Below are 20,531 nucleotides of genomic sequence, written 5' to 3'. Positions count from 1 at the left end.
TCTCTCCTTCTGCGTTAACTATTTCTTTTCTGCGGAGGCAAAAGCTTGGCGATGTAAAATCGTCAGGAACTCTTCCATAAAGTTATCGTAACTTTGTTCCAGTTTATTTACACGCTGCGTAAACCGGTTATAAGCCATAACTGCGGGGATTGCCGCAAATAAACCGATAGCTGTTGCAATCAGCGCTTCAGCAATGCCGGGTGCTACCATTTGTAATGTCGCTTGTTTAACACTACCTAATGCAATAAATGCGTGCATAATCCCCCAAACTGTACCAAACAGACCAATATATGGGCTGATAGAGCCAACAGTACCAAGGAAAGGAATATGATTTTCTAAAGATTCTAATTCACGGTTGAAAGAGACACGCATAGCCCTTGATGCACCATTAACAACCGCATCAGGAGCATGGACGCTTGCTTGATGCAAACGGGCAAATTCTTTAAAGCCAGAATGAAAAATTTGCTCTGAACCAGATAATTCATCACGACGTGCTTGGCTATCTTTATATAAACGAGCCAAATCAGTACCTGACCAGAATTTATCTTCAAAATCTGCAGCTTCACGATCGGCGGCATTCAGAACTTTAGTTCGCTGAATAATAATCGCCCAAGATGCAATAGAAAATCCGATTAAAAGCAACATGATCAACTTGACTAAAAGCCCTGCTTTTAGGAAGAGATCGATAACATTCATGTCAGCCACTACTTAAACTCCGCGATAATGGACTTAGGAAGCGCTACTGGCTTCATTTTTGATGAATCTACGCAGACAATGAGCACTTCTGCGCTACATAATACACAACCATCTTCATTAATAATCTTTTGAGAAAATGTCATCGAAACACCACGCAATGCGGTAATTTCACTTTCTACTTGCAAAAGATTATCAAGTCGAGCTGGCGCAATATATTCTATTGATAATTTACGTACAACAAATGCAACATGATTATACTCCCGTAAATCATGCTGATGAAAACCTTTTTCTCTGAGTAGTTCAGTTCTAGCGCGTTCAAAATATTTCAGATAACTGGCGTGATAAACAACACCACCGGCATCAGTATCTTCATAATAAACACGAACAGGCCAAAGAAACTGCATATTACCTTCCTTACATTTCCCGAGTTAAGTCCATAAATAATGTAGCTATAGGTTACCTAACTATACTTAAGAGGTCGCTCTAAGGGAATCGTAGTAACGTAAAGAATAGAAAACGCAGTTTTCAGCCGCCAATCATAAACTCTTCTTTGCAACACGCAATATGCTTTGTGCTCTGAATAGAAAAAATATTTTTATTAAGACAGCATAAAAATGCTTGCTAATTAGAAATTTATAGATTGTCTAATTTAGTAGTATTATTTTTAATGATAAAAAAAACCAGTTAAAAAACTGGTTTTTCATATAAATCAATCAATTATTTGAGATTGGGGTTTCATGAAGATAGTACCATTGCCAACTCTCATCATGAGAATTGCGTCTCAATAACACCACAGACTCACGTCTAAGAATTTTCTTATTTTCACTATGTGTTTCTTGATATCGGACAAGCGCCAAACAATCTGACTGGTGAATTATTTTATAATCATCCGTTTTTATTTTCAGACCACTTCTTTTTCCTGCATTTTGTTTGAACATCGCGATAACTTCATCATAACTCACCGCTTTTCCGCTGATCCCAACCATTGAAAATTCTGGAGATAAGAGATTTTCTATTTTTGTAATGGCAGTAATTGATAGTGGATATTGTGTAAAAACCGTTTCAATTTCATCATGCAAAGATTTAATGCTTTCTATAATTAAATCATTATTAAAATTCATCTTGTATTTCCTGTGTAATAACTTTTTTCTTTAATGTAAATAATAAAGTAAGAGGTAATATACCTATCAATGCACATATTAAAAAAGTCATGCTATAAGCAGTTTGTGGTAAACAAAAAAGAGAAAGAATATTAAATAACATAGCAACCATAGTTGCCCCGAGACTAAAAACAACTTGCCTGTTAATATTCCAAATAATACTTGCTTGAACTAACTTCTGCGCACTAAAGTCATACAATGCCGTGGTTTGAGCGGTGTTAGCACCCACTCCCCCACCCACTCCGATAATTAGATATGCAATAATAAGTAATGGAATATCTGTATTACTATTTACAATACTCAATAAAGCGATACCAATACTATGTAATAGCAACGCAATAATAAATAAGCGTTTCATACCTAATTTATTATAAAGCGAACCACTTATTGTCATCGAAATAAAGGCACCCAGTGCATACAACAACATAAAAACACCTGTACCTTGACCTGTAAATTTTAAATATTGTTGTAAATAAAAAATAGCGAGAATATTTACGCCAGTAAAAACACCCGGAATACAGTAATAAATAAAAATAGAGAGTGATAGATTTCTATTTTTTAATAATGCTAAATTAATAACCGGTGATGAATGGTGCCGATAATGATAATAATAAAGTACAGCAAAAATGATTGAAAGTACGGCAATCAATAAAGCAAGTAATGTTGAGTGATATTCACCATAAGCAGATAACGCGAACAATCCAGATACAATGATCAAACTAATAAGAATGATACCTTTAATATCAGGCATAGCGTTTTCTTTCGGTAAAGGCTCTTTTACCCAGATAAAGGCTAGAAACGCGGTTATCAATGAGAATGGAATATTGCTATAAAAAACCCAACGCCACGAAACAACATCAACAATAAATCCACCTAATGTTGGCGATATCGCAGGTGCAATCAAGGCTATTGCCATAATAAGTGTTGATATTTTACTTCTCTCATGCCCTTGAAAATATTGAAAAGTTAATGCTTGCCCAATTGGGATTAACAGCCCACCACTCACACCTTGAATAAAGCGCCAAAAAATAAGTTCGATAAAAGAGTGAGAATATCCCACTAATGCAACTGATAAACTAAACATCAACATTGACGTTACCATCAATGCTTTAATTCCAAAACGTTGAGATAACCAATGACTCAAGGGAATAATTAATGTTAATCCTAAAATATAACTATTTGAAACCCATGTAACAGAAACGATAGAGATCTGCATATCATCGGCAATTGCAGGTAATGCAATAGCTGACATAAAAATGTTAATACAATCGATAAAGAAGCCCAGCAAAAATATAGATGCAATTCGATAACGGTAAGTCATAAAAATCCTCCGGGCATAGAGTACGGAAGATTGACGAATTTCGTCTATCTGACAAAATAGAACTTATTGTTTAATCAGAGTAAACAATCATGCAAAATCAAATTGATCGAATTCGCTCGTTTATTGCTGTTGTCGATACGGGATCATTTACTCAAGCAGCAAAATATTTGCGCCTCAGTAAATCGATGGTAAGTATTCATATCAAGGCGTTAGAAACAGAATTAGATGTATCATTACTTAATCGTAATACTCGTCGATTCTCACTGACAGAAACAGGAGAAATGCTTTATCAGGATTTTCGCCAAGTGTTAATTCAATTAGAACAAACATTGGATAAAGCGCGATTAGGTCAACAAGAATTACAGGGATCGTTGCGGTTAAGTTCAACGGCTGAATTTGGTGAACACTACATTTTGCCATTACTTAATCAATTTATGCAGTTGCATCCGAAGCTAAAAGTACAGTATGCGTTTAATTCTTCTATTGAGGATTTAATAAACCATAAACTTGATCTTGCTATTCGTCTTGGCACATTAAAAGACAGTAATTATCGGTCTACAAAACTGGCTGATTATGAGATAAGTTTGGTTATCTCACCTCATTTGTTGCAAAAATTCTCAATAAAAACCATTAATGACTTGAGCGCTATTCCTTATTTAGCAAATAGTAATTTGCGCCAAAGTAAGCTTTCAGCCTCTTCAGAATTCAATACCCTACTTTCTCAATTAGCTCAAGATGCCTATTTCGAAACGAATACTATTGCTGCATTAAAGAAAATGGTACTTTCGCATGCTGGAATGACTATTTTGCCACATTGGTATATTCATCAAGAATTATTAGAAGAAAAATTAGTGGTGCTGTTTCCTGAACTATCGCTATTAACACAATCCGTTAATATTATTTTTCCTTATAGCGAGCATATCCCAAGAAAAACACGTTTATTTATTGATTATTTGAAAGAAAATATTCAATTATAGAAACACGAGGACAAAAGAATTTAGTGCGGATGTATGAATGTATAGAAAATAAAATACCTTATTTCTTTTTCATATTACGAGCAGAAATAAGGTATTTTTTTAGAAGAAAAAGTAACTTAATCCAACAACTAAAATAATAATTGCTGGGATTGGATGTAATAAACATTTTGCGACAATATGTTTAGGACGAAATGCTAGACCAAAAGTTGCACCAGCACATACAGACCAAATAAGAAGAATACCTTGCCAAATTGCCAATGAACTTGTGTTCGCTGCAAATCGGCTAGGGTCCCACATGACACAAAATGCCATAGCCAACGCCATGATTAAAACAAGAGCCCTAATAGGGCCCTTGTCTAGTAGTTGGTAGCTTTTATCCAACATTATTCTTCACTTTCTGAAGTTTTTTTGGCTTCAGCGTGTTCGAAAGCCAGTCCTGCGATCACCGCAATACTACAAGCGAAGAGTGTGCCGAGGATCCATGCAAAATACCACATTCTCTATGCTCCTTAGTAAAGAGTATGATTATTGCCTTCGATAAATTTCTTATCAAGGCGACCATGCATTTTCCAGTAACACCAGATAGTGTAAAGGAGAACGATAGGTACAAAGATAATCGCAACAACTGTCATGACTTGCAGAGTAAACAAGCTAGAAGTTGCATCCCACATTGTTAAGCTCACATCTGGGAATGTGCTCGAAGGCATCACAAATGGGAACATAGTCACACCACAAGTCAGGATAACACAAGCAATAGTCAGTGAAGTGAACAGGAATGCCCAACCACCTTTGTTTGCTTTAGTTGCAACAATCGCCAGTAATGGAGATAACAGACCTAAGGCCGGCAGTGCCCATAATACTGGATAGTTGTTGTAGTTAGTCATCCAAGCACCCGCTTCATGAGAAACGGTTTTCAGCAGTGGAGATGATGGTCCTGCTGTATCAATAGCGCTTGTAATAATAAAGCCATCGATACCATAGATTAACCATACACCTGCTAATGCGAATGCGATAAACGTAATTAGTGAGGTAATGTACGTTGTTTTACGAGTACGCTCATGTAACTCACCAGTAGTACGCATTTGAAGATAACTTGCACCGTGTGCAACAATCATCATTAAGCTAACCACACCCGCTAATAAACCGTATGGGTTTAACAGGCTTAATAGGTTAATCAGAGCGTTAGTCGTACCGTTATAAGATACACGTTGCATACTATCGACTTCTAATGGAACACCTTGTAACAGGTTACCAAAAGCAACACCGATAACTAATGGTGGAACGAAGCTACCAATAAAGATACCCCAATCCCACATGCCACGCCATTTTGGAGATTCCAGTTTAGAACGGTAATCAAAACCAACTGGACGGAAGAATAATGCCGCCAGTACGAAGATCATACCGAAATAGAAACCAGAGAATGCCGCAGCATAAACCATTGGCCATGCAGCGAATAATGCACCACCCGCTGTGATTAACCATACTTGGTTACCATCCCAGTGAGGTGCAACAGAGTTAATCAAAATACGGCGTTCAGTGTCATCTTTAGCGATAACGCGTAGTAACACACCAACACCCATATCAAAACCATCAGTGACTGCAAAGCCAATCAGTAAGATACCAATCAGTAGCCACCAAACAAATCGCAATACTTCATAATCAAACATAGTGGACTCCTGTGTTACTTACTTTGTGCAGAAGATGCGTTCTTCTGTTCAAAGTGATAGCGACCCGTCTTCAGGCTACTCGGCCCAAGGCGACCAAATTTGAACATCAGGAACATTTCAGCAACTAGGAATAATGTATATAGACCACAGATAAGACCCATAGATACAAGGAGATCAGCCTGTGTCAGTGAAGAAGTTGCTACAGCCGTAGGCAGGATTTCACCAATCGCCCATGGTTGACGCCCATATTCTGCAACAAACCAACCTGCTTCAACTGCAATCCATGGTAATGGAATACTAAACAGAGCAGCACGCAGTAACCATTTATAGTTACCAATACGGTTAGACAGAACTGTCCAGAAGGAAATCGCAACAACCAGTAACATCAGGAAGCCTGCGGCAACCATGATACGGAATGACCAGAACAGTGGTGCGACTTTAGGAATAGAGTCTTTTACAGCAGATTTAATTTGCGCTTCCGTTGCATCGGAGACATTATTTGTATAACGCTTAAGCAATAAGCCATAGCCTAAATCTTTTTTGGCGTCATTAAATGCAGCGCGTACCGTTGGATCGGTATTACCTGAACGTAGTTCGTTTAATAATTCGTAAGCTTTCATACCATTACGAATACGAACTTCGTGTTGACTCATCAAGTCATGCAGACCTAATACTGGTGTATCGAAAGAACGCGTTGCAATAATACCCATGACATAAGGAATTTGTAATGCAAACGAGTTTTCCATTTTTTCTTGATTAGGGAATGCAATCAGATTAAATGCAGCTGGAGCTGCTTCTGTATGCCATTCACCTTCAATTGCAGCCAGTTTAGTTTTCTGTACGTCACCCATTTCGTAACCAGATTCATCACCCAGTACGATAACAGATAATACAGCTGCGATACCAAAAGTAGCAGCAACTGCGAAAGAACGTTTTGCAAAACCGATATCACGACCTTTGAGCAGGTAGTAAGAGCTGATACCCAGAACAAAGAATGCACCAGTACAGTAACCAGCAGCAACGGTGTGAACAAATTTAACTTGAGCGACAGGGTTTAAAACCAGATCAGCAAAACTCAACATTTCCATTCGCATGGTTTCAAAGTTGAAGTCTGCAGCGACAGGGTTTTGCATCCAACCATTCGCAACAAGGATCCACAGTGCAGAGAAGTTAGAACCGAAAGCAACTAACCAAGTTACCATCAAGTGCTGCTTCTTACCTAAACGATCCCAGCCAAAGAAGAACAATCCGACGAAAGTTGATTCTAAGAAGAACGCCATTAAACCTTCGATTGCTAAAGGCGCACCGAAGATATCACCGACGTAATGAGAGAAATATGACCAGTTAGTACCAAATTGGAACTCCATGGTCAACCCAGTTGCGACACCCAGAGCAAAGTTAATACCAAATAACTTACCCCAGAACTTTGTCATATCTTTGTAAACTTGTTTACCCGACAGAACATATATCGTTTCCATGATTGCCAGCATAAACGCCATACCCAGCGTTAATGGGACAAACAGGAAGTGATACATTGCTGTTAAGGCAAACTGTAACCGTGACAGTTCGACAATATCAAACATCTTGACTCCTTGCTCCTAGCAGGAAGACACCGACTTGCGGCAACCCGACTTTATTAAATTATAAAGCCTCATAACTACCAGCAATAAATGCCTCTAAAAACAACAACGAATATTAAAGACCAAAAACACAATACCTTACAAATAGTACGCTTATATTTACATATAATAAATATATTTTGCGTGACCCAGATTTGAATTCTGAGCTTAGGTCAACAATACGACTTTTAGGTTTGTAACAGCATATTTGATCGTGTGCCAATTTAAGCATATTCAGAAATTTTTGCCACAATTAATAACTTGACCCACATCAAAAAAACACTTTAATGTTAACTAGTTGCGAATAAATTACCCAATAGTTACTATTGTGTTAATGCAATGTTGTTTTTATTTTTAAGTGTAATTTACCTCCTTATATTTTCCATAAAAAAATTAACTTTTTATTTTCATAAAAGACTTAAAAATAAACACTTTTAATTGTGTTTTATTAATTTTAATATCAATTTCATTTTTTTGCAGGTAAATAATAAATATTTTAAAAAAATAATCTATTAATTAATAAGTTGAAATTTACAAAAATGTAAATATAAAAAAATACTCTTAATTATTTTATCTAATAAAGATATATAAAAAATCTGATCTTGATTATCCATTCCTAATGTTATTTCTTTTTTAGTTTCTTTGTTATTCTAGATAAACGAAGTACAATAAATGTGTATTTAATTGATAAAGCGCAAAGTCGTTATTAATGGAAAAAATAAATACCAATAAAAATCAAACAGATAAATAATCACAATAAGTTATTTGTTGAATGGTATGAGAAAAAATACAAAAAAATTTTTATTATATTTTCTTATTTAAACAGAGCGTTTTTCAAGATCTTCACCAACTGCTGATTATCAATTCCTATAATGATAAGAAGGTCATAATTCACCTTTAACCGTCATTTGATGTTTTATTATAATAAAAAGATATTTTTTCTATCAAAGAACTAGCCTGTGCCCTCTTCCTCATGTATTCATTAACATGTTTAAAGGTCTATTTTCTTAGCAAAAATCAGCCTTACAGCGTGATCTTTGTATAAAATTAAAGCTAATTATTACGATACTTATAGAAGCATCTATATTGAAAACAACATAAAACAAGTGTTCATTGTTTCTAGCTAACACCCTTTTTCACTCAAAACACGTATTTAAAATATTATTTTTAACAATTCAGGAAGCTTATTCATGGTTTATATCATTATTTTTAGACTCTACAAGAAAATAAATAAATAGAGAAATGATATTTCCCATACAGATCAATTTAAAGAAAAAACCATATAAAACAATTTATTAGTGTAAATTCAGGTAGGATATTGAGGTGTTAATTACAATATTAACTCTTGATGCGACTATTAAATGAAACTAGAAATAAAAAATGCCAGCTTCTTTTTTCGAAACTGGCATTAAGATAGTATCAATCTGAAATTATTAACAGAATTGTTACTTACTTGATCAGTGATTTAATTGCTTCGCCGATATCCGCTAAACTACGGACTGTTTTAACACCAGCAGCTTCTAGGGCAGCAAATTTCTCGTCTGCGGTGCCTTTACCACCAGCAATAATTGCACCCGCATGTCCCATACGTTTGCCTTTAGGCGCTGTTACACCCGCAATGTAGCCAACAACAGGCTTAGTGACGTGATCTTTGATATAAGCAGCCGCTTCTTCTTCTGCCGTGCCTCCAATTTCACCAATCATCACAATCGCTTCTGTTTGTGGATCTTCTTGGAATAGCTTCAGAATATCAATAAAGTTAGAACCCGGAATTGGGTCGCCACCAATACCAACACAAGTTGATTGGCCTAAGCCGACGTCTGTTGTTTGCTTAACAGCTTCATAAGTTAATGTACCTGAACGAGATACAATACCTACTTTGCCTGGTAAGTGAATGTGACCAGGCATAATGCCAATCTTACATTCACCTGGAGTGATAACACCTGGGCAGTTAGGGCCAATCATGCGCACGCCAGCTTCATCTAATTTAACTTTAACCGTCAGCATATCCAGCGTAGGAATACCTTCAGTAATAGTAATAATTAGTTTGATGCCTGCATCTATTGCTTCTAAGATTGAGTCTTTACAAAATGGAGCGGGTACATAGATAACTGTCGCAGTTGCACCCGTTGCTTCAACGGCTTCACGTACTGTATTGAATACAGGTAAACCTAAGTGAGTAGTACCGCCTTTACCCGGTGTAACACCACCGACCATTTGCGTACCATAAGCAATAGCTTGCTCAGAGTGGAATGTTCCTTGGCTACCCGTAAAGCCTTGGCAAATTACTTTGGTATTCTTATCGATTAAAATAGACATTATTTTGCCTCCGCTGCTGCAACAACTTGTTTCGCGGCATCTGTTAAGCTCTTAGCAGCGATAATATTTAATCCACTATCAGCTAATTTCTTGGTGCCTAACTCTGCATTGTTTCCTTCAAGACGAACAACCACAGGAACATTAACGCCAACTTCTTCAACTGCGCCAATAATACCGTCTGCGATTAAGTCACAACGAACAATACCGCCGAAAATGTTGACTAATACAGCACTGACATTTTCATCTGACAAAATAATCTTAAATGCTTCAGTTACGCGCTCTTTTGTTGCACCGCCACCGACATCGAGGAAGTTTGCAGGCTCGCCACCATGAAGTTTAACGATATCCATTGTCCCCATCGCTAAACCTGCACCATTAACCATACAGCCAATGTTGCCATCTAATGCAACGTAGTTCAGTTCCCATTGTGCAGCTTGTGCTTCACGAGGATCTTCTTGTGATGGATCGTGCATTTCACGCATTTCTGGTTGACGATATAACGCGTTGCTATCTACGCCTAATTTACCATCAAGACAAATCAGATCGTCTTCTTTAGTAATAACCAGTGGGTTAATTTCGATTAAAGCAAGATCACGCTCTAAGAAAATAGTAGCTAATCCCATAAAGATTTTAGCAAATTGGCTAACTTGCTTGCCTTTTAAACCCAGTTTAAATGCTAATTCTCTTCCCTGATAAGGCATAGGACCTGTCAGTGGATCAATAATTGCGCGATGAATAAGTTCTGGCGTTTCTTCTGCCACTTTCTCAATTTCAACGCCGCCTTCTGTGGAGGCCATAAAGACAACGCGACGGGTACCACGGTCAACAACCGCACCAAGATAAAGCTCTTTAGCGATATCAGTTGCAGCTTCAACTAAAATCTGTGTAACAGGTTGACCATTAGCGTCTGTCTGATAAGTAACTAAACGTTTGCCTAACCATTGTTCAGCAAATGCGCGGATCTCTTCTTTCGATTTAACGACTTTTACGCCGCCAGCTTTACCACGTCCACCCGCGTGAACCTGACATTTCACAACCCAAGGGCCATGACCGATTTTTGATGCAGCTTCTTCTGCCTCGCGCGGTGTGGTGCAGGCGAAACCAGCAGGTGCTGGTAATCCATACCGTGTGAAAAGCTGTTTTGCCTGATACTCGTGTAAATTCATGATGTTCTATCCATAATCTTGTTGAAAGTCGGGCTTTCTTATTTTTTTGACTATAAGCCAGAGAAATCTGACTTCACGAACACACTGTACTTCTTTGATGCTAATGTTTGTTGCTAAGTAGGCAGGAGGAGCATCTCCTGCCTAAAAGCGATATTTATTACCTAAACATCCAGTAATAAACGAGCTGGATCTTCTAGCATCTCTTTAACGGTTACTAAGAAACCGACAGACTCACGACCATCAATTAAACGGTGGTCATAAGACAGAGCCAGATACATCATTGGTAAAATAACAACCTGACCATCTACTGCCATTGGGCGATCTTTAATTGCATGCATCCCTAAAATGGCACTTTGTGGTGGGTTGATAATCGGAGTTGACATTAATGAACCGAAAACACCGCCATTTGTGATAGTGAAGTTACCACCTGTTAAGTCTTCAACAGTTAACTTACCGTCACGACCTTTTACCGCTAACGCTTTGATGTTTTTCTCAATATCCGCCATGCTCATTGCATCCGCATCACGTAATACTGGTGTTACCAGACCACGCGGTGTTGATACTGCAATACTGATATCGAAGTAGTTGTGATAAACCACATCAGTACCATCGATAGAAGCATTAACTTCTGGATAGCGTTTCAGTGCTTCAACAACTGCTTTAATATAGAAAGACATAAAGCCTAAACGTACACCGTGGCGTTTTTCGAATGCTTCACCATATTGGGCGCGTAGATCTTTGATTGGTTGCATGTTGATTTCGTTAAACGTTGTCAACATTGCAGTGGTGTTTTTCGCTTCTAATAAGCGCTCTGCTACACGTTTACGTAAACGCGTCATTGGTACACGTTTTTCGCTACGGTGAGATAACAGTGCTTGAGGAGCTTCTGCTACTGGTTGTGAAGTTGATTTATTCGCAACATGACCTTCGATGTCTTGGCGAGTTAAACGCCCACCTACACCACTACCTTTCACATCAGCAGGGTTAATATCGTGTTCAGCCACTAAGCGACGCGCTGTTGGACTTAAAGCATCATTATTGCCTTTTTCAGCAATATCAGCACTTTGACGCTGTGCTGGCGTGCTATCTTGAGCAGGTTTCACATCAGCAGGAATGCCAGTGCTATCACCTAAACGAATACGGCCTAGTAATTGGCGTGAACCAACGGTAGCGCCTTCTTCTTCAAGAATGCTTTCTAAAACACCTGCTTCACTTGCAGGTACTTCTAAAACAACTTTATCTGTTTCGATTTCAACCAGCACTTCATCGCGTTGAATGCTATCACCAGGTTTTTTATGCCAAGTTGCGACCGATGCGTCAGCAACTGATTCAGGGAGATCCGGTACTAGAATATCTACACTACTCATTTTCTATCCTTATTTATTCAACTTTCAGTGCATCTTCAACCAGAGCTTTTTGTTGCTCCTGATGAACAGAGGTATAACCAACTGCTGGAGAGGCTGATGCAGGACGTCCTGCATAACGTAATGTTGCGCCTGTAGGAATAGCATCACGGAAGTTATGCTGACTACAGTACCAAGCACCTTGATTCAGTGGCTCTTCTTGACACCAAATAAACTCTTTTACATGAGCATAAGGTGCGAGAATTTGCGCAATATCTTCGTGTGGGAATGGATACAGTTGTTCAATACGAATAATGGCAACGTTGTTTTGCTCATTAGCACGACGTTGTTCTAATAAATCGTAGTAAACCTTACCGGAACACATCACAACACGTTTCACATCAGCAGGTTTTAAATCATCCATTTCACCAATGACAGGTAAGAATTTACCATTTGCTAATTCATCCAACTCAGAAACCGCTAATGGATGACGTAACAGTGATTTTGGTGACATTACGATAAGTGGGCGACGCATACCACGTAACGCTTGGCGACGTAGCATATGATAAACCTGAGCCGGAGTTGATGGCACACAAACCTGCATATTTTGTTCTGCACACAGTTGCAGATAACGTTCTAAACGTGCAGAGGAGTGCTCTGGGCCTTGGCCTTCATAACCGTGTGGTAATAACATGACTAAACCACACATACGACCCCATTTTTGCTCACCAGAGCTAATAAATTGGTCGATAACCACTTGAGCAACGTTTGCGAAGTCACCAAATTGTGCTTCCCAAATCGTTAATCCACGAGGTTCTGTTGTGGCATAACCATATTCAAATGCAAGTACTGCTTCTTCTGTTAATACAGAGTCCCAGACATTAAATTGTCCTTGAGCATTATGAACATTGGCTAATGGCACATAAACAGAGCCATTTGTTTGGTTATGAATAACGGCATGACGATGGAAGAATGTACCACGTCCCGCATCTTCACCAGAAAGACGAATGGTGATACCTTGGTCAACTAAAGTCGCATACGCTAATGTTTCTGCGGCACCCCAGTCGAGTAGTTTCTCACCTTCAGCCATAACGGCACGGTCAGCATAAATTTTCTCAACACGAGATTGCATCACGATTTCTGAAGGAACGGTACTCACACGACGCGCTAAATCTTGTAAACGCGTTTTCTCTACTTTATGTGGATACTCTTCATTCCATTCGTGATTTAAATACGGTTCCCATGTGTAAGAATGCAGACCCATTGGGCGGTATTCTTCGACAACACAATCACCACGATCCAGCGCATCACGATAGAGATTCACTAGTTCAGTCACATCATTGGCATCAAGCAGTGATTGGGCAACCAGTTTATCCGCATAAATTTTACGTGGAGTTGGATGTTTTTTGATTTTTTGATACATCAGAGGCTGAGTCGCATTTGGCTCATCCGCTTCGTTGTGACCATGACGACGGTAACAAACGAGATCAATCATCACATCGCGTTTAAAGGTATTGCGGAAATCCAATGCTAAGCGAGTTACAAAAGCGACCGCTTCAGGATCATCTGCATTAACGTGGAAAATTGGTGCCTGAACCATTTTCACAACATCAGTACAGTATTGCGTTGAACGGGCATCTTTTGGATTTGAAGTCGTAAAACCAACTTGGTTATTGATAACAATACGAACTGTACCGCCAACTTCATAGCCACGCGCTTGAGACATGTTCAGCGTTTCTTGCACAACACCTTGACCCGTCACAGCCGCATCACCATGAATAGTGATAGGAAGCACCATATTGCTACGCGCTTCATCTAAACGATCACGACGAGCGCGAACAGAACCGATAACAACTGGGCTAACAATCTCTAAGTGAGACGGGTTAAAGGCTAATGCAAGGTGAACTTGAGCGCCTTCAGTTGCAAAATCAGATGAGAAACCTTGGTGATATTTAACGTCACCCGTTCCCAAATGCTCTTTATGAATACCCGCAAATTCATCAAATAAATCAGCCGGTTTTTTACCTAGGATATTAACCAGAACGTTTAAACGTCCGCGGTGCGCCATACCAAGAACCACTTCACGAGTGTCTTGTTTACCCGCATGGCGAATTAAATCTTTTAACATCGGAACTAATGCATCACCACCTTCTAAAGAGAAGCGTTTTGCACCTGGGAATTTTGCACCTAAATAGCGCTCTAAACCTTCGGCTGCCGTTAGCTCTGTCAGGAAGCGTAACTTTTCTTCTTTAGTGAATTGGTCTGCAACATTCACTGATTCTAGACGTTGTTGGATCCAGCGTTTTTCTTCAGTGTTAGTGATATGCATATATTCAGCACCGATTGAACCACAGTAAATGCGTTTCAGTGCTTCATATAAATCACCTAGTTTCATCGTTTCTTTGCCGATAGCAAAAGAACCGACGTTAAAGGTTTCTTCAAAGTCTTCTTTAGTTAGATTATGGAAAGCAGGATCTAAATCTGGAACAGATTCTTGTTTCCATAAACCAAGTGGGTCGAGATTAGCATTTTGGTGACCACGAAAACGGAAGGCATTAATGAGCTGCAAAACTTTAACTTGTTTTGAGTCCATTGCCGGATCGCTTACCGAGGTATGATATCGAGTGGATTCTTTTGCGAGGCGTCTGAAGTAGTCGCGGGTTTGAGAATGCGACTGTTCTATGCCTTGACTTGCGGGCAGTTGTTGAAAAATCTCTCTCCAACTTTCGTCAACAGAGTTTGGGTCAGTTAGGTAATCTTCATAGATATCTTCTATGTAAGACTGATTCTCTCCTGCTAGAAAAGTTGATTCTAGCCAGTCCTTCATTGCGCCGTTCTGCATTATGATCCCTTAAGCTATACAGCTTTAGTTCGCCGTGGATAACTAATACCGTGATTAAACGGTGTCGATTGCAAGGTTCTCTTATGACCCGCTATCTCGCAGGTTCTTTAAATATGGAGCTTTAGCTCTCAAGGAACCTTTAAGCACTGTCTACAGTGTTTAAAGGCGCCTTACTATTTTTACCGCAAACGTCTAACTTAGTTTTTCCATTAACCGCCCTAACTATTTTAGGGCGGTTATTATTTTATGCACTACGTTTTAACAACATTGACTTAATATGACCAATCGCTTTTGTCGGATTAAGCCCTTTAGGACATACGCTGACACAGTTCATAATGCCATGACAGCGGAATACACTGAATGCATCGTTAAGATCATCAAGACGAGATTCAGTTTCTGTATCACGACTATCAATCAAGAAACGATAAGCCGCTAACAATCCAGCAGGCCCGATAAACTTATCTGGATTCCACCAGAATGACGGGCAAGAGGTTGAACAACAAGCACAAAGGATACAATCATAAAGTCCATCAAGCTTTTCACGTTGTTCTGGTGACTGTAGGTTCTCACGAGCAGGAGGATTTTTGCCATTATTAATTAAATACGGACGAATTTTCTCATACTGTGTATAGAACTGAGTCATATCCACTATTAAATCACGAATTACTGGTAAACCGGGTAACGGTCTGATCACAATTTTCTTACTTCCTTTCTGTAAAGATGAAATAGGTGTGATACAAGCCAAACCATTTTTACCATTCATGTTCACGCCATCAGAGCCGCAAACACCTTCACGACAAGAACGACGGAACGATAAGGTAGGATCTTTTTCCTTTAATTGAATTAATGCATCCAACAGCATCATGTCACGCCCTTCAGGAACTTCGAGGGTGTAATCTTGCATATGCGGCGCATTATCAACGTCGGGATTATAACGATAAATCGAAAATTCAAGTTTCATATTTAAGTCTCCGCAACTTCAATAACACCGCTAATTAATATGTACGCACTTTTGGTGGGAAAGCTTCACGCAGTTTTGGCTGCATATTGACTTCACGTCGTGTCATTGTTTCGGTTTGCGGTTGATATAATGTATGGCATAACCAGTTCGCATCATCACGTTCTGGGAAATCGAAACGGCTATGAGCGCCACGGCTTTCTGTACGGAAGTTTGCAGATACCGCAGTGGCATAAGCAGTTTCCATCAGGTTATCTAATTCTAAGCATTCAATACGCTGTGTATTAAACTCGCTTGAATTATCATCCAGTCGTGCATTTTGTAAGCGCTCACGAATCACTTTCAGTTCTTCTAAGCCTTTTGCCATAGCATCACCTTCACGGAATACCGAGAAGTTATGTTGCATACAAGATTGCAGTGCTTTACGGATTTCAACAGGATCTTCACCAGAACGGTTGTTTTCCCAGCGATTTAAGCGAGTTAATGCGGCTTCAACATCAGAATCGCTCGCATCACGCATTGTACCTTGTTCCATCAGTGACTCTTTTAAGTGAACCCCTGCTGAACGACCAAATACAACGAGGTCTAATAGTGAGTTACCACCTAAGCGGTTTGCACCATGAACAGATACACAAGCAATTTCGCCTACTGCGAACAGCCCAGGAATAACGACATCTTCGCCCTTCTCGTTCACACGAATAGCTTGGCCCGTTACTTTTGTTGGAATACCACCCATCATATAGTGACAAGTAGGAATAACAGGAATAGGTTCTTTAACTGGGTCAACGTGGGCGAAAGTACGAGAAAGATCAAGAATACCCGGTAAACGAGACTCAAGAACTTCTTTACCCAGATGATCGAGTTTTAATTTCGCATGAGGACCCCAAGGACCATCACAACCACGACCTTCACGGATTTCGATCATAATAGAACGCGCAACCACATCGCGACCAGCAAGGTCTTTGGCATTTGGTGCGTAACGTTCCATAAAGCGTTCACCGTCTTTATTTAACAGGTATCCGCCTTCACCACGACAACCTTCGGTCACTAATACGCCCGCACCCGCAATACCCGTTGGATGGAATTGCCACATTTCCATATCTTGCAGTGGAACACCTGCGCGAACCGCCATACCCACACCATCACCTGTGTTGATATGTGCATTTGTGGTTGATTGGTAAATACGACCTGCACCGCCAGTTGCTAAAATCGTAGCGTTTGCTTTGAAATAAACGACTTCACCCGTTTCGATGCAAATTGCAGTACAACCAACGATATCGCCATCTTGGTTTTTCACTAAGTCCAGTGAATACCACTCTGAAAAGATAGTTGTATGGTTTTTTAAATTTTGCTGATAAAGGGTATGCAATAATGCGTGCCCAGTACGGTCAGCGGCAGCAGCTGTACGTGCAGCTTGTTCGCCACCAAAGTTTTTTGACTGACCACCAAATGGACGCTGATAAATACGACCATCATCTAGGCGAGAAAATGGGAGTCCCATATGTTCCAGCTCTAAAATTGCTTCAGGACCAGTTTTACACATATATTCGATAGCGTCTTGGTCACCAATATAGTCGGAACCTTTTACGGTATCGTACATGTGCCATTCCCAGTTATCCTCGTGGGTATTACCCAGTGCAACAGTAATACCACCTTGAGCGGAAACAGTATGAGAACGAGTAGGAAAAACTTTAGAAATCAGCGCACAAGACAGACCCATTTGAGAAATCTGTAAAGCGGCACGCATGCCAGCACCACCTGCACCAATAACAACAGCATCAAACTCTCTTACTGGCAGATTCATTACACACCCCACACCACAATTGTTCCATAAATAAGATAAACCAACAGCGCAACAACGATAATCAGTTGTAAAGTCAGGCGTAATGCCTGCGGTTTAATATAATCCGTTAACACTTGCCACATTCCGATCCACGCGTGAATAAGAATAGAAAGCAAGGTCAAGATGGTGAACACTTTGGTCAAGGAGGAGCTAAAGAACCCACGCCATACCTCATAGGTTATTTCTGTTGTAGCAATAAATCCCACAAGATAAAGAACATATAGAACGATAATAATGGCTGAGGCACGAAGGAATAACCAATCCTGTATGCCAGTACGGCCTAAAGTAGAAGAATTACTTACCATACTAATACCCCCGCCAATATTGATAAAATAACGGTAATAACCATTGATGCAGCCGCTGAGTTGCGACCCACAATCAAGGTTTCATCAATAAAGCCGAAGTCCATTAACATATGACGAATACCACCACAAATGTGATACGCCAATGCGGTTAGGATGCCCCACAAAATAAATTTCGCGAAGAAGCCAGTCATAATTTCAGCGGCTTGCTGAAAACCTTCAGGAGAGGAGAGAGAGGTGCCAAGTAACCACAGTAAGATGCCAACTGCGACTAACATGATAACCCCAGAGACACGATGCAAGATCGATGCGATAGCAGGGAGTGGAAACTGTATCGTCTGTAAATCCAGATTGACAGGTCTTTGTTTTTTCACAATTTATGCCCACACAGCTTTTATAATTTTTCCTTCCTCCGGACCTGGATGGAAATCAAACAGCGAATGGGGTACAAAGGCACATTTTAAGTAAAATGTTAAATCCGTCTATTTTACAAAAAGTGTGGATTCGTTACGCTGGTTCTCCATACAACAACGGTTCCGGAGACCTGCGCGCAGTATAAGTGCTTCACAAACTTATTACAATTACCACACAACTTGTGTGCCCGACATTTGCCTCGAACAGTGAGAAGGATCACTATTTAATACATCTGATGCAAAAATGATTATCATTTTTGACACATGTACAACATTTTTATTACATTTACTGCATTATTTTAATGTTTATGTTTTTTTTGTGCGCAAACACGCTTCCAGAAACCTCAAACTTATGTAAAAGTGATAGCAGTACTAATTCTAAGTGCATTGCATAAAAAAGCACCTAAAAAAACATAACATCAAAAGCTCCTTAACATAAGTGACACACTATAGACCTAGACATTACGGGCATTAAATAAAACTCGGCTGGGTACCTTACATCAACTATAGTTTCACTATCGAAGTGCATCTTTATGAAGATACCTCGATATTGTTAGGAGACATATAAGCGCTAAGGAGATTATAAATGGCTGATAACAAAGCTAAGCTAACGATTGCTGAAACATCTGTAGACTTGGACGTTCTATCCCCTACACTCGGTTCCAAAGTTATTGATATTCGTACTCTCGGCTCCAAAGGTTATTACACCTATGATCCCGGCTTTACCTCAACCGCCTCTTGTGAATCAAAAATTACTTTTATTGATGGTGATAACGGTATCTTACTTCACCGTGGTTTCCCTATCGGGCAATTAGCGACTGAATCAACATACTTGGAAGTCTGTTATATCCTGCTGTACGGTGAAGCACCAACACAGGAGCAATACGATAAATTTAAAACCACAGTAACTCGTCACACCATGATCCATGAACAAATCACCCGACTGTTCAATGGGTTCCGTCGTGATTCACACCCAATGGCAGTATTATGTGGTGTTACAGGTGCTTTAGCTGCGTTCTATCACGATGCATTGGATGTCAGTAATCCAGTTCACCGTGATATCACGGCTTATCGCCTGCTATCAAAAATGCCAACAGTGGCAGCGATGTGTTACAAATACTCGATTGGCCAACCTTTCGTTTATCCAAAAAATGACCTCTCCTATGCAGGTAACTTCTTGCATATGATGTTTGCAACACCTTGTGAAGAGTATGTTGTTAATCCAGTACTTGAACGTGCAATGGATAGAATTTTCATCCTTCACGCAGATCACGAGCAAAATGCATCAACCTCAACTGTACGTACTGCGGGTTCTTCTGGTGCAAACCCATTTGCATGTATCGCAGCAGGTATCGCGTCACTTTGGGGACCGGCTCACGGTGGTGCTAACGAAGCTTGTCTACGTATGCTGGAAGAGATCAAAACGGTTGAACACATTCCTGAATTTATTAAACGTGCAAAAGATAAAAACGACTCCTTCCGTTTAATGGGCTTTGGTCATCGTGTTTACAAAAACTACGATCCTCGTGCAACAGTAATGCGTGAAACCTGTCATGAAGTGTTAAAAGAATTAAACCTCAATGACAGCTTACTTGAAGTAGCAATGGAATTAGAACGTATTGCCCTAAACGACCCGTATTTTATTGAGAAAAAACTGTATCCTAACGTTGACTTCTACTCTGGTATTATCCTTAAAGCGTTAGGTATTCCATCCAATATGTTTACGGTTATTTTTGCTATTGCACGTACAATTGGTTGGATTGCTCACTGGAATGAAATGCACGAAGATGGTCTGAAAATTGCACGACCTCGTCAACTTTATACTGGTTATGATGAGCGTAATTTCAAAAGTGAAATTAAAAAGAAATAATTGATTTTTATTAATTAGTTATCTTGCTAAGCCCC

Annotated in this window: 18 protein-coding genes; 2 read left to right on the top strand and 16 right to left on the bottom strand. The window is 39.6% G+C overall.

What is annotated here, in order from left to right; genetic code table 11:
- Window positions 1–18: 18 nt before the first annotated feature.
- The 4 genes from tolQ to QQS39_RS05545 form a co-directional block, all read right to left on the bottom strand.
- Complete coding sequence (gene tolQ, locus QQS39_RS05560; RefSeq protein WP_075672726.1) at window positions 19–705, bottom strand: Tol-Pal system protein TolQ; 687 nt, start codon at window positions 703–705, stop codon at window positions 19–21.
- Window positions 705–1,100, bottom strand: a complete 396-nt coding sequence (gene ybgC, locus QQS39_RS05555; protein ID WP_151434588.1) for a tol-pal system-associated acyl-CoA thioesterase — start codon at window positions 1,098–1,100, stop codon at window positions 705–707. Before ybgC ends, tolQ begins: the two co-directional genes overlap by 1 nt.
- 309 nt (window positions 1,101–1,409) lie before the next feature.
- Entirely contained in the window at window positions 1,410–1,817 is a 408-nt protein-coding gene (locus QQS39_RS05550; RefSeq protein WP_151434587.1) for a DUF4440 domain-containing protein, read from the bottom strand.
- Window positions 1,807–3,177, bottom strand: coding sequence for an MFS transporter (locus tag QQS39_RS05545; RefSeq protein WP_285805522.1), 1,371 nt, complete (start codon window positions 3,175–3,177; stop codon window positions 1,807–1,809). The genes QQS39_RS05550 and QQS39_RS05545 overlap by 11 nt, the downstream gene beginning before the upstream one ends.
- Window positions 3,178–3,266: 89 nt before the next feature.
- Between QQS39_RS05545 and QQS39_RS05540 the strand changes: the two genes are divergently transcribed.
- A complete protein-coding gene (locus QQS39_RS05540; protein WP_151434585.1) occupies window positions 3,267–4,154 on the top strand; it encodes a LysR family transcriptional regulator in 888 nt (295 codons plus the stop codon).
- Window positions 4,155–4,253: 99 nt separating this feature from the next.
- Here the strand turns inward: QQS39_RS05540 and ybgE are convergent, their stop codons facing one another.
- From ybgE to sdhC, 12 genes are all read right to left on the bottom strand, one after another.
- Window positions 4,254–4,538 carry a cyd operon protein YbgE gene (ybgE, locus tag QQS39_RS05535; RefSeq protein ID WP_151434584.1) on the bottom strand — a complete coding sequence of 95 codons (285 nt, stop codon included), beginning with the start codon at window positions 4,536–4,538 and terminating at the stop codon, window positions 4,254–4,256.
- Window positions 4,538–4,651, bottom strand: coding sequence for a cytochrome bd-I oxidase subunit CydX (gene cydX, locus QQS39_RS05530; protein ID WP_099075922.1), 114 nt, complete (start codon window positions 4,649–4,651; stop codon window positions 4,538–4,540). The genes ybgE and cydX overlap by 1 nt, the downstream gene beginning before the upstream one ends.
- Window positions 4,652–4,663: 12 nt before the next feature.
- The gene (gene cydB, locus QQS39_RS05525) at window positions 4,664–5,821 is read right to left on the bottom strand and encodes a cytochrome d ubiquinol oxidase subunit II (RefSeq protein WP_088493410.1); all 1,158 of its coding nucleotides are present in this window, start codon (window positions 5,819–5,821) and stop codon (window positions 4,664–4,666) included.
- A 14-nt stretch (window positions 5,822–5,835) separates the two neighbouring features.
- Entirely contained in the window at window positions 5,836–7,404 is a 1,569-nt protein-coding gene (gene cydA, locus QQS39_RS05520) for a cytochrome ubiquinol oxidase subunit I (protein WP_151434582.1), read from the bottom strand.
- A gap of 1,485 nt (window positions 7,405–8,889) precedes the next feature.
- Window positions 8,890–9,759, bottom strand: a complete 870-nt coding sequence (gene sucD, locus QQS39_RS05515; RefSeq protein ID WP_006537657.1) for a succinate--CoA ligase subunit alpha — start codon at window positions 9,757–9,759, stop codon at window positions 8,890–8,892.
- Complete coding sequence (gene sucC, locus QQS39_RS05510) at window positions 9,759–10,925, bottom strand: ADP-forming succinate--CoA ligase subunit beta (protein WP_151434581.1); 1,167 nt, start codon at window positions 10,923–10,925, stop codon at window positions 9,759–9,761. The genes sucD and sucC overlap by 1 nt, the downstream gene beginning before the upstream one ends.
- 161 nt (window positions 10,926–11,086) lie before the next feature.
- Window positions 11,087–12,292, bottom strand: coding sequence for a 2-oxoglutarate dehydrogenase complex dihydrolipoyllysine-residue succinyltransferase (odhB, locus tag QQS39_RS05505; RefSeq protein ID WP_196570392.1), 1,206 nt, complete (start codon window positions 12,290–12,292; stop codon window positions 11,087–11,089).
- A 13-nt stretch (window positions 12,293–12,305) separates the two neighbouring features.
- Window positions 12,306–15,110, bottom strand: a complete 2,805-nt coding sequence (gene sucA / locus QQS39_RS05500; protein WP_285805521.1) for a 2-oxoglutarate dehydrogenase E1 component — start codon at window positions 15,108–15,110, stop codon at window positions 12,306–12,308.
- Between the two features lie 244 nt (window positions 15,111–15,354).
- The gene (locus tag QQS39_RS05495) at window positions 15,355–16,071 is read right to left on the bottom strand and encodes a succinate dehydrogenase iron-sulfur subunit (RefSeq protein WP_006537662.1); all 717 of its coding nucleotides are present in this window, start codon (window positions 16,069–16,071) and stop codon (window positions 15,355–15,357) included.
- 34 nt (window positions 16,072–16,105) lie between these two features.
- Window positions 16,106–17,872: a succinate dehydrogenase flavoprotein subunit gene (gene sdhA / locus QQS39_RS05490; protein ID WP_023581183.1), complete on the bottom strand. Its 1,767-nt coding sequence runs from the start codon at window positions 17,870–17,872 to the stop codon at window positions 16,106–16,108.
- Window positions 17,872–18,216, bottom strand: coding sequence for a succinate dehydrogenase membrane anchor subunit (gene sdhD, locus QQS39_RS05485; protein ID WP_285805520.1), 345 nt, complete (start codon window positions 18,214–18,216; stop codon window positions 17,872–17,874). Before sdhD ends, sdhA begins: the two co-directional genes overlap by 1 nt.
- Window positions 18,210–18,590 (bottom strand): succinate dehydrogenase cytochrome b556 subunit, encoded by a 381-nt coding sequence (gene sdhC / locus QQS39_RS05480; RefSeq protein ID WP_129586864.1) that lies wholly within the window; start codon window positions 18,588–18,590, stop codon window positions 18,210–18,212. Before sdhC ends, sdhD begins: the two co-directional genes overlap by 7 nt.
- A gap of 622 nt (window positions 18,591–19,212) precedes the next feature.
- On the opposite strand from sdhC, the gene QQS39_RS05475 reads away from it, so the two are divergent.
- Window positions 19,213–20,496 carry a citrate synthase gene (locus QQS39_RS05475; protein WP_151434578.1) on the top strand — a complete coding sequence of 428 codons (1,284 nt, stop codon included), beginning with the start codon at window positions 19,213–19,215 and terminating at the stop codon, window positions 20,494–20,496.
- The last annotated feature ends 35 nt before the right edge of the window (window positions 20,497–20,531 follow it).

It is taken from the genome of Proteus appendicitidis, from assembly GCF_030271835.1.
Lineage (GTDB): Bacteria > Pseudomonadota > Gammaproteobacteria > Enterobacterales > Enterobacteriaceae > Proteus > Proteus appendicitidis.
The sequence above is the reverse complement of the archived record's forward strand: the minus strand, read 5'-3'. Positions and strand labels throughout refer to the sequence as shown.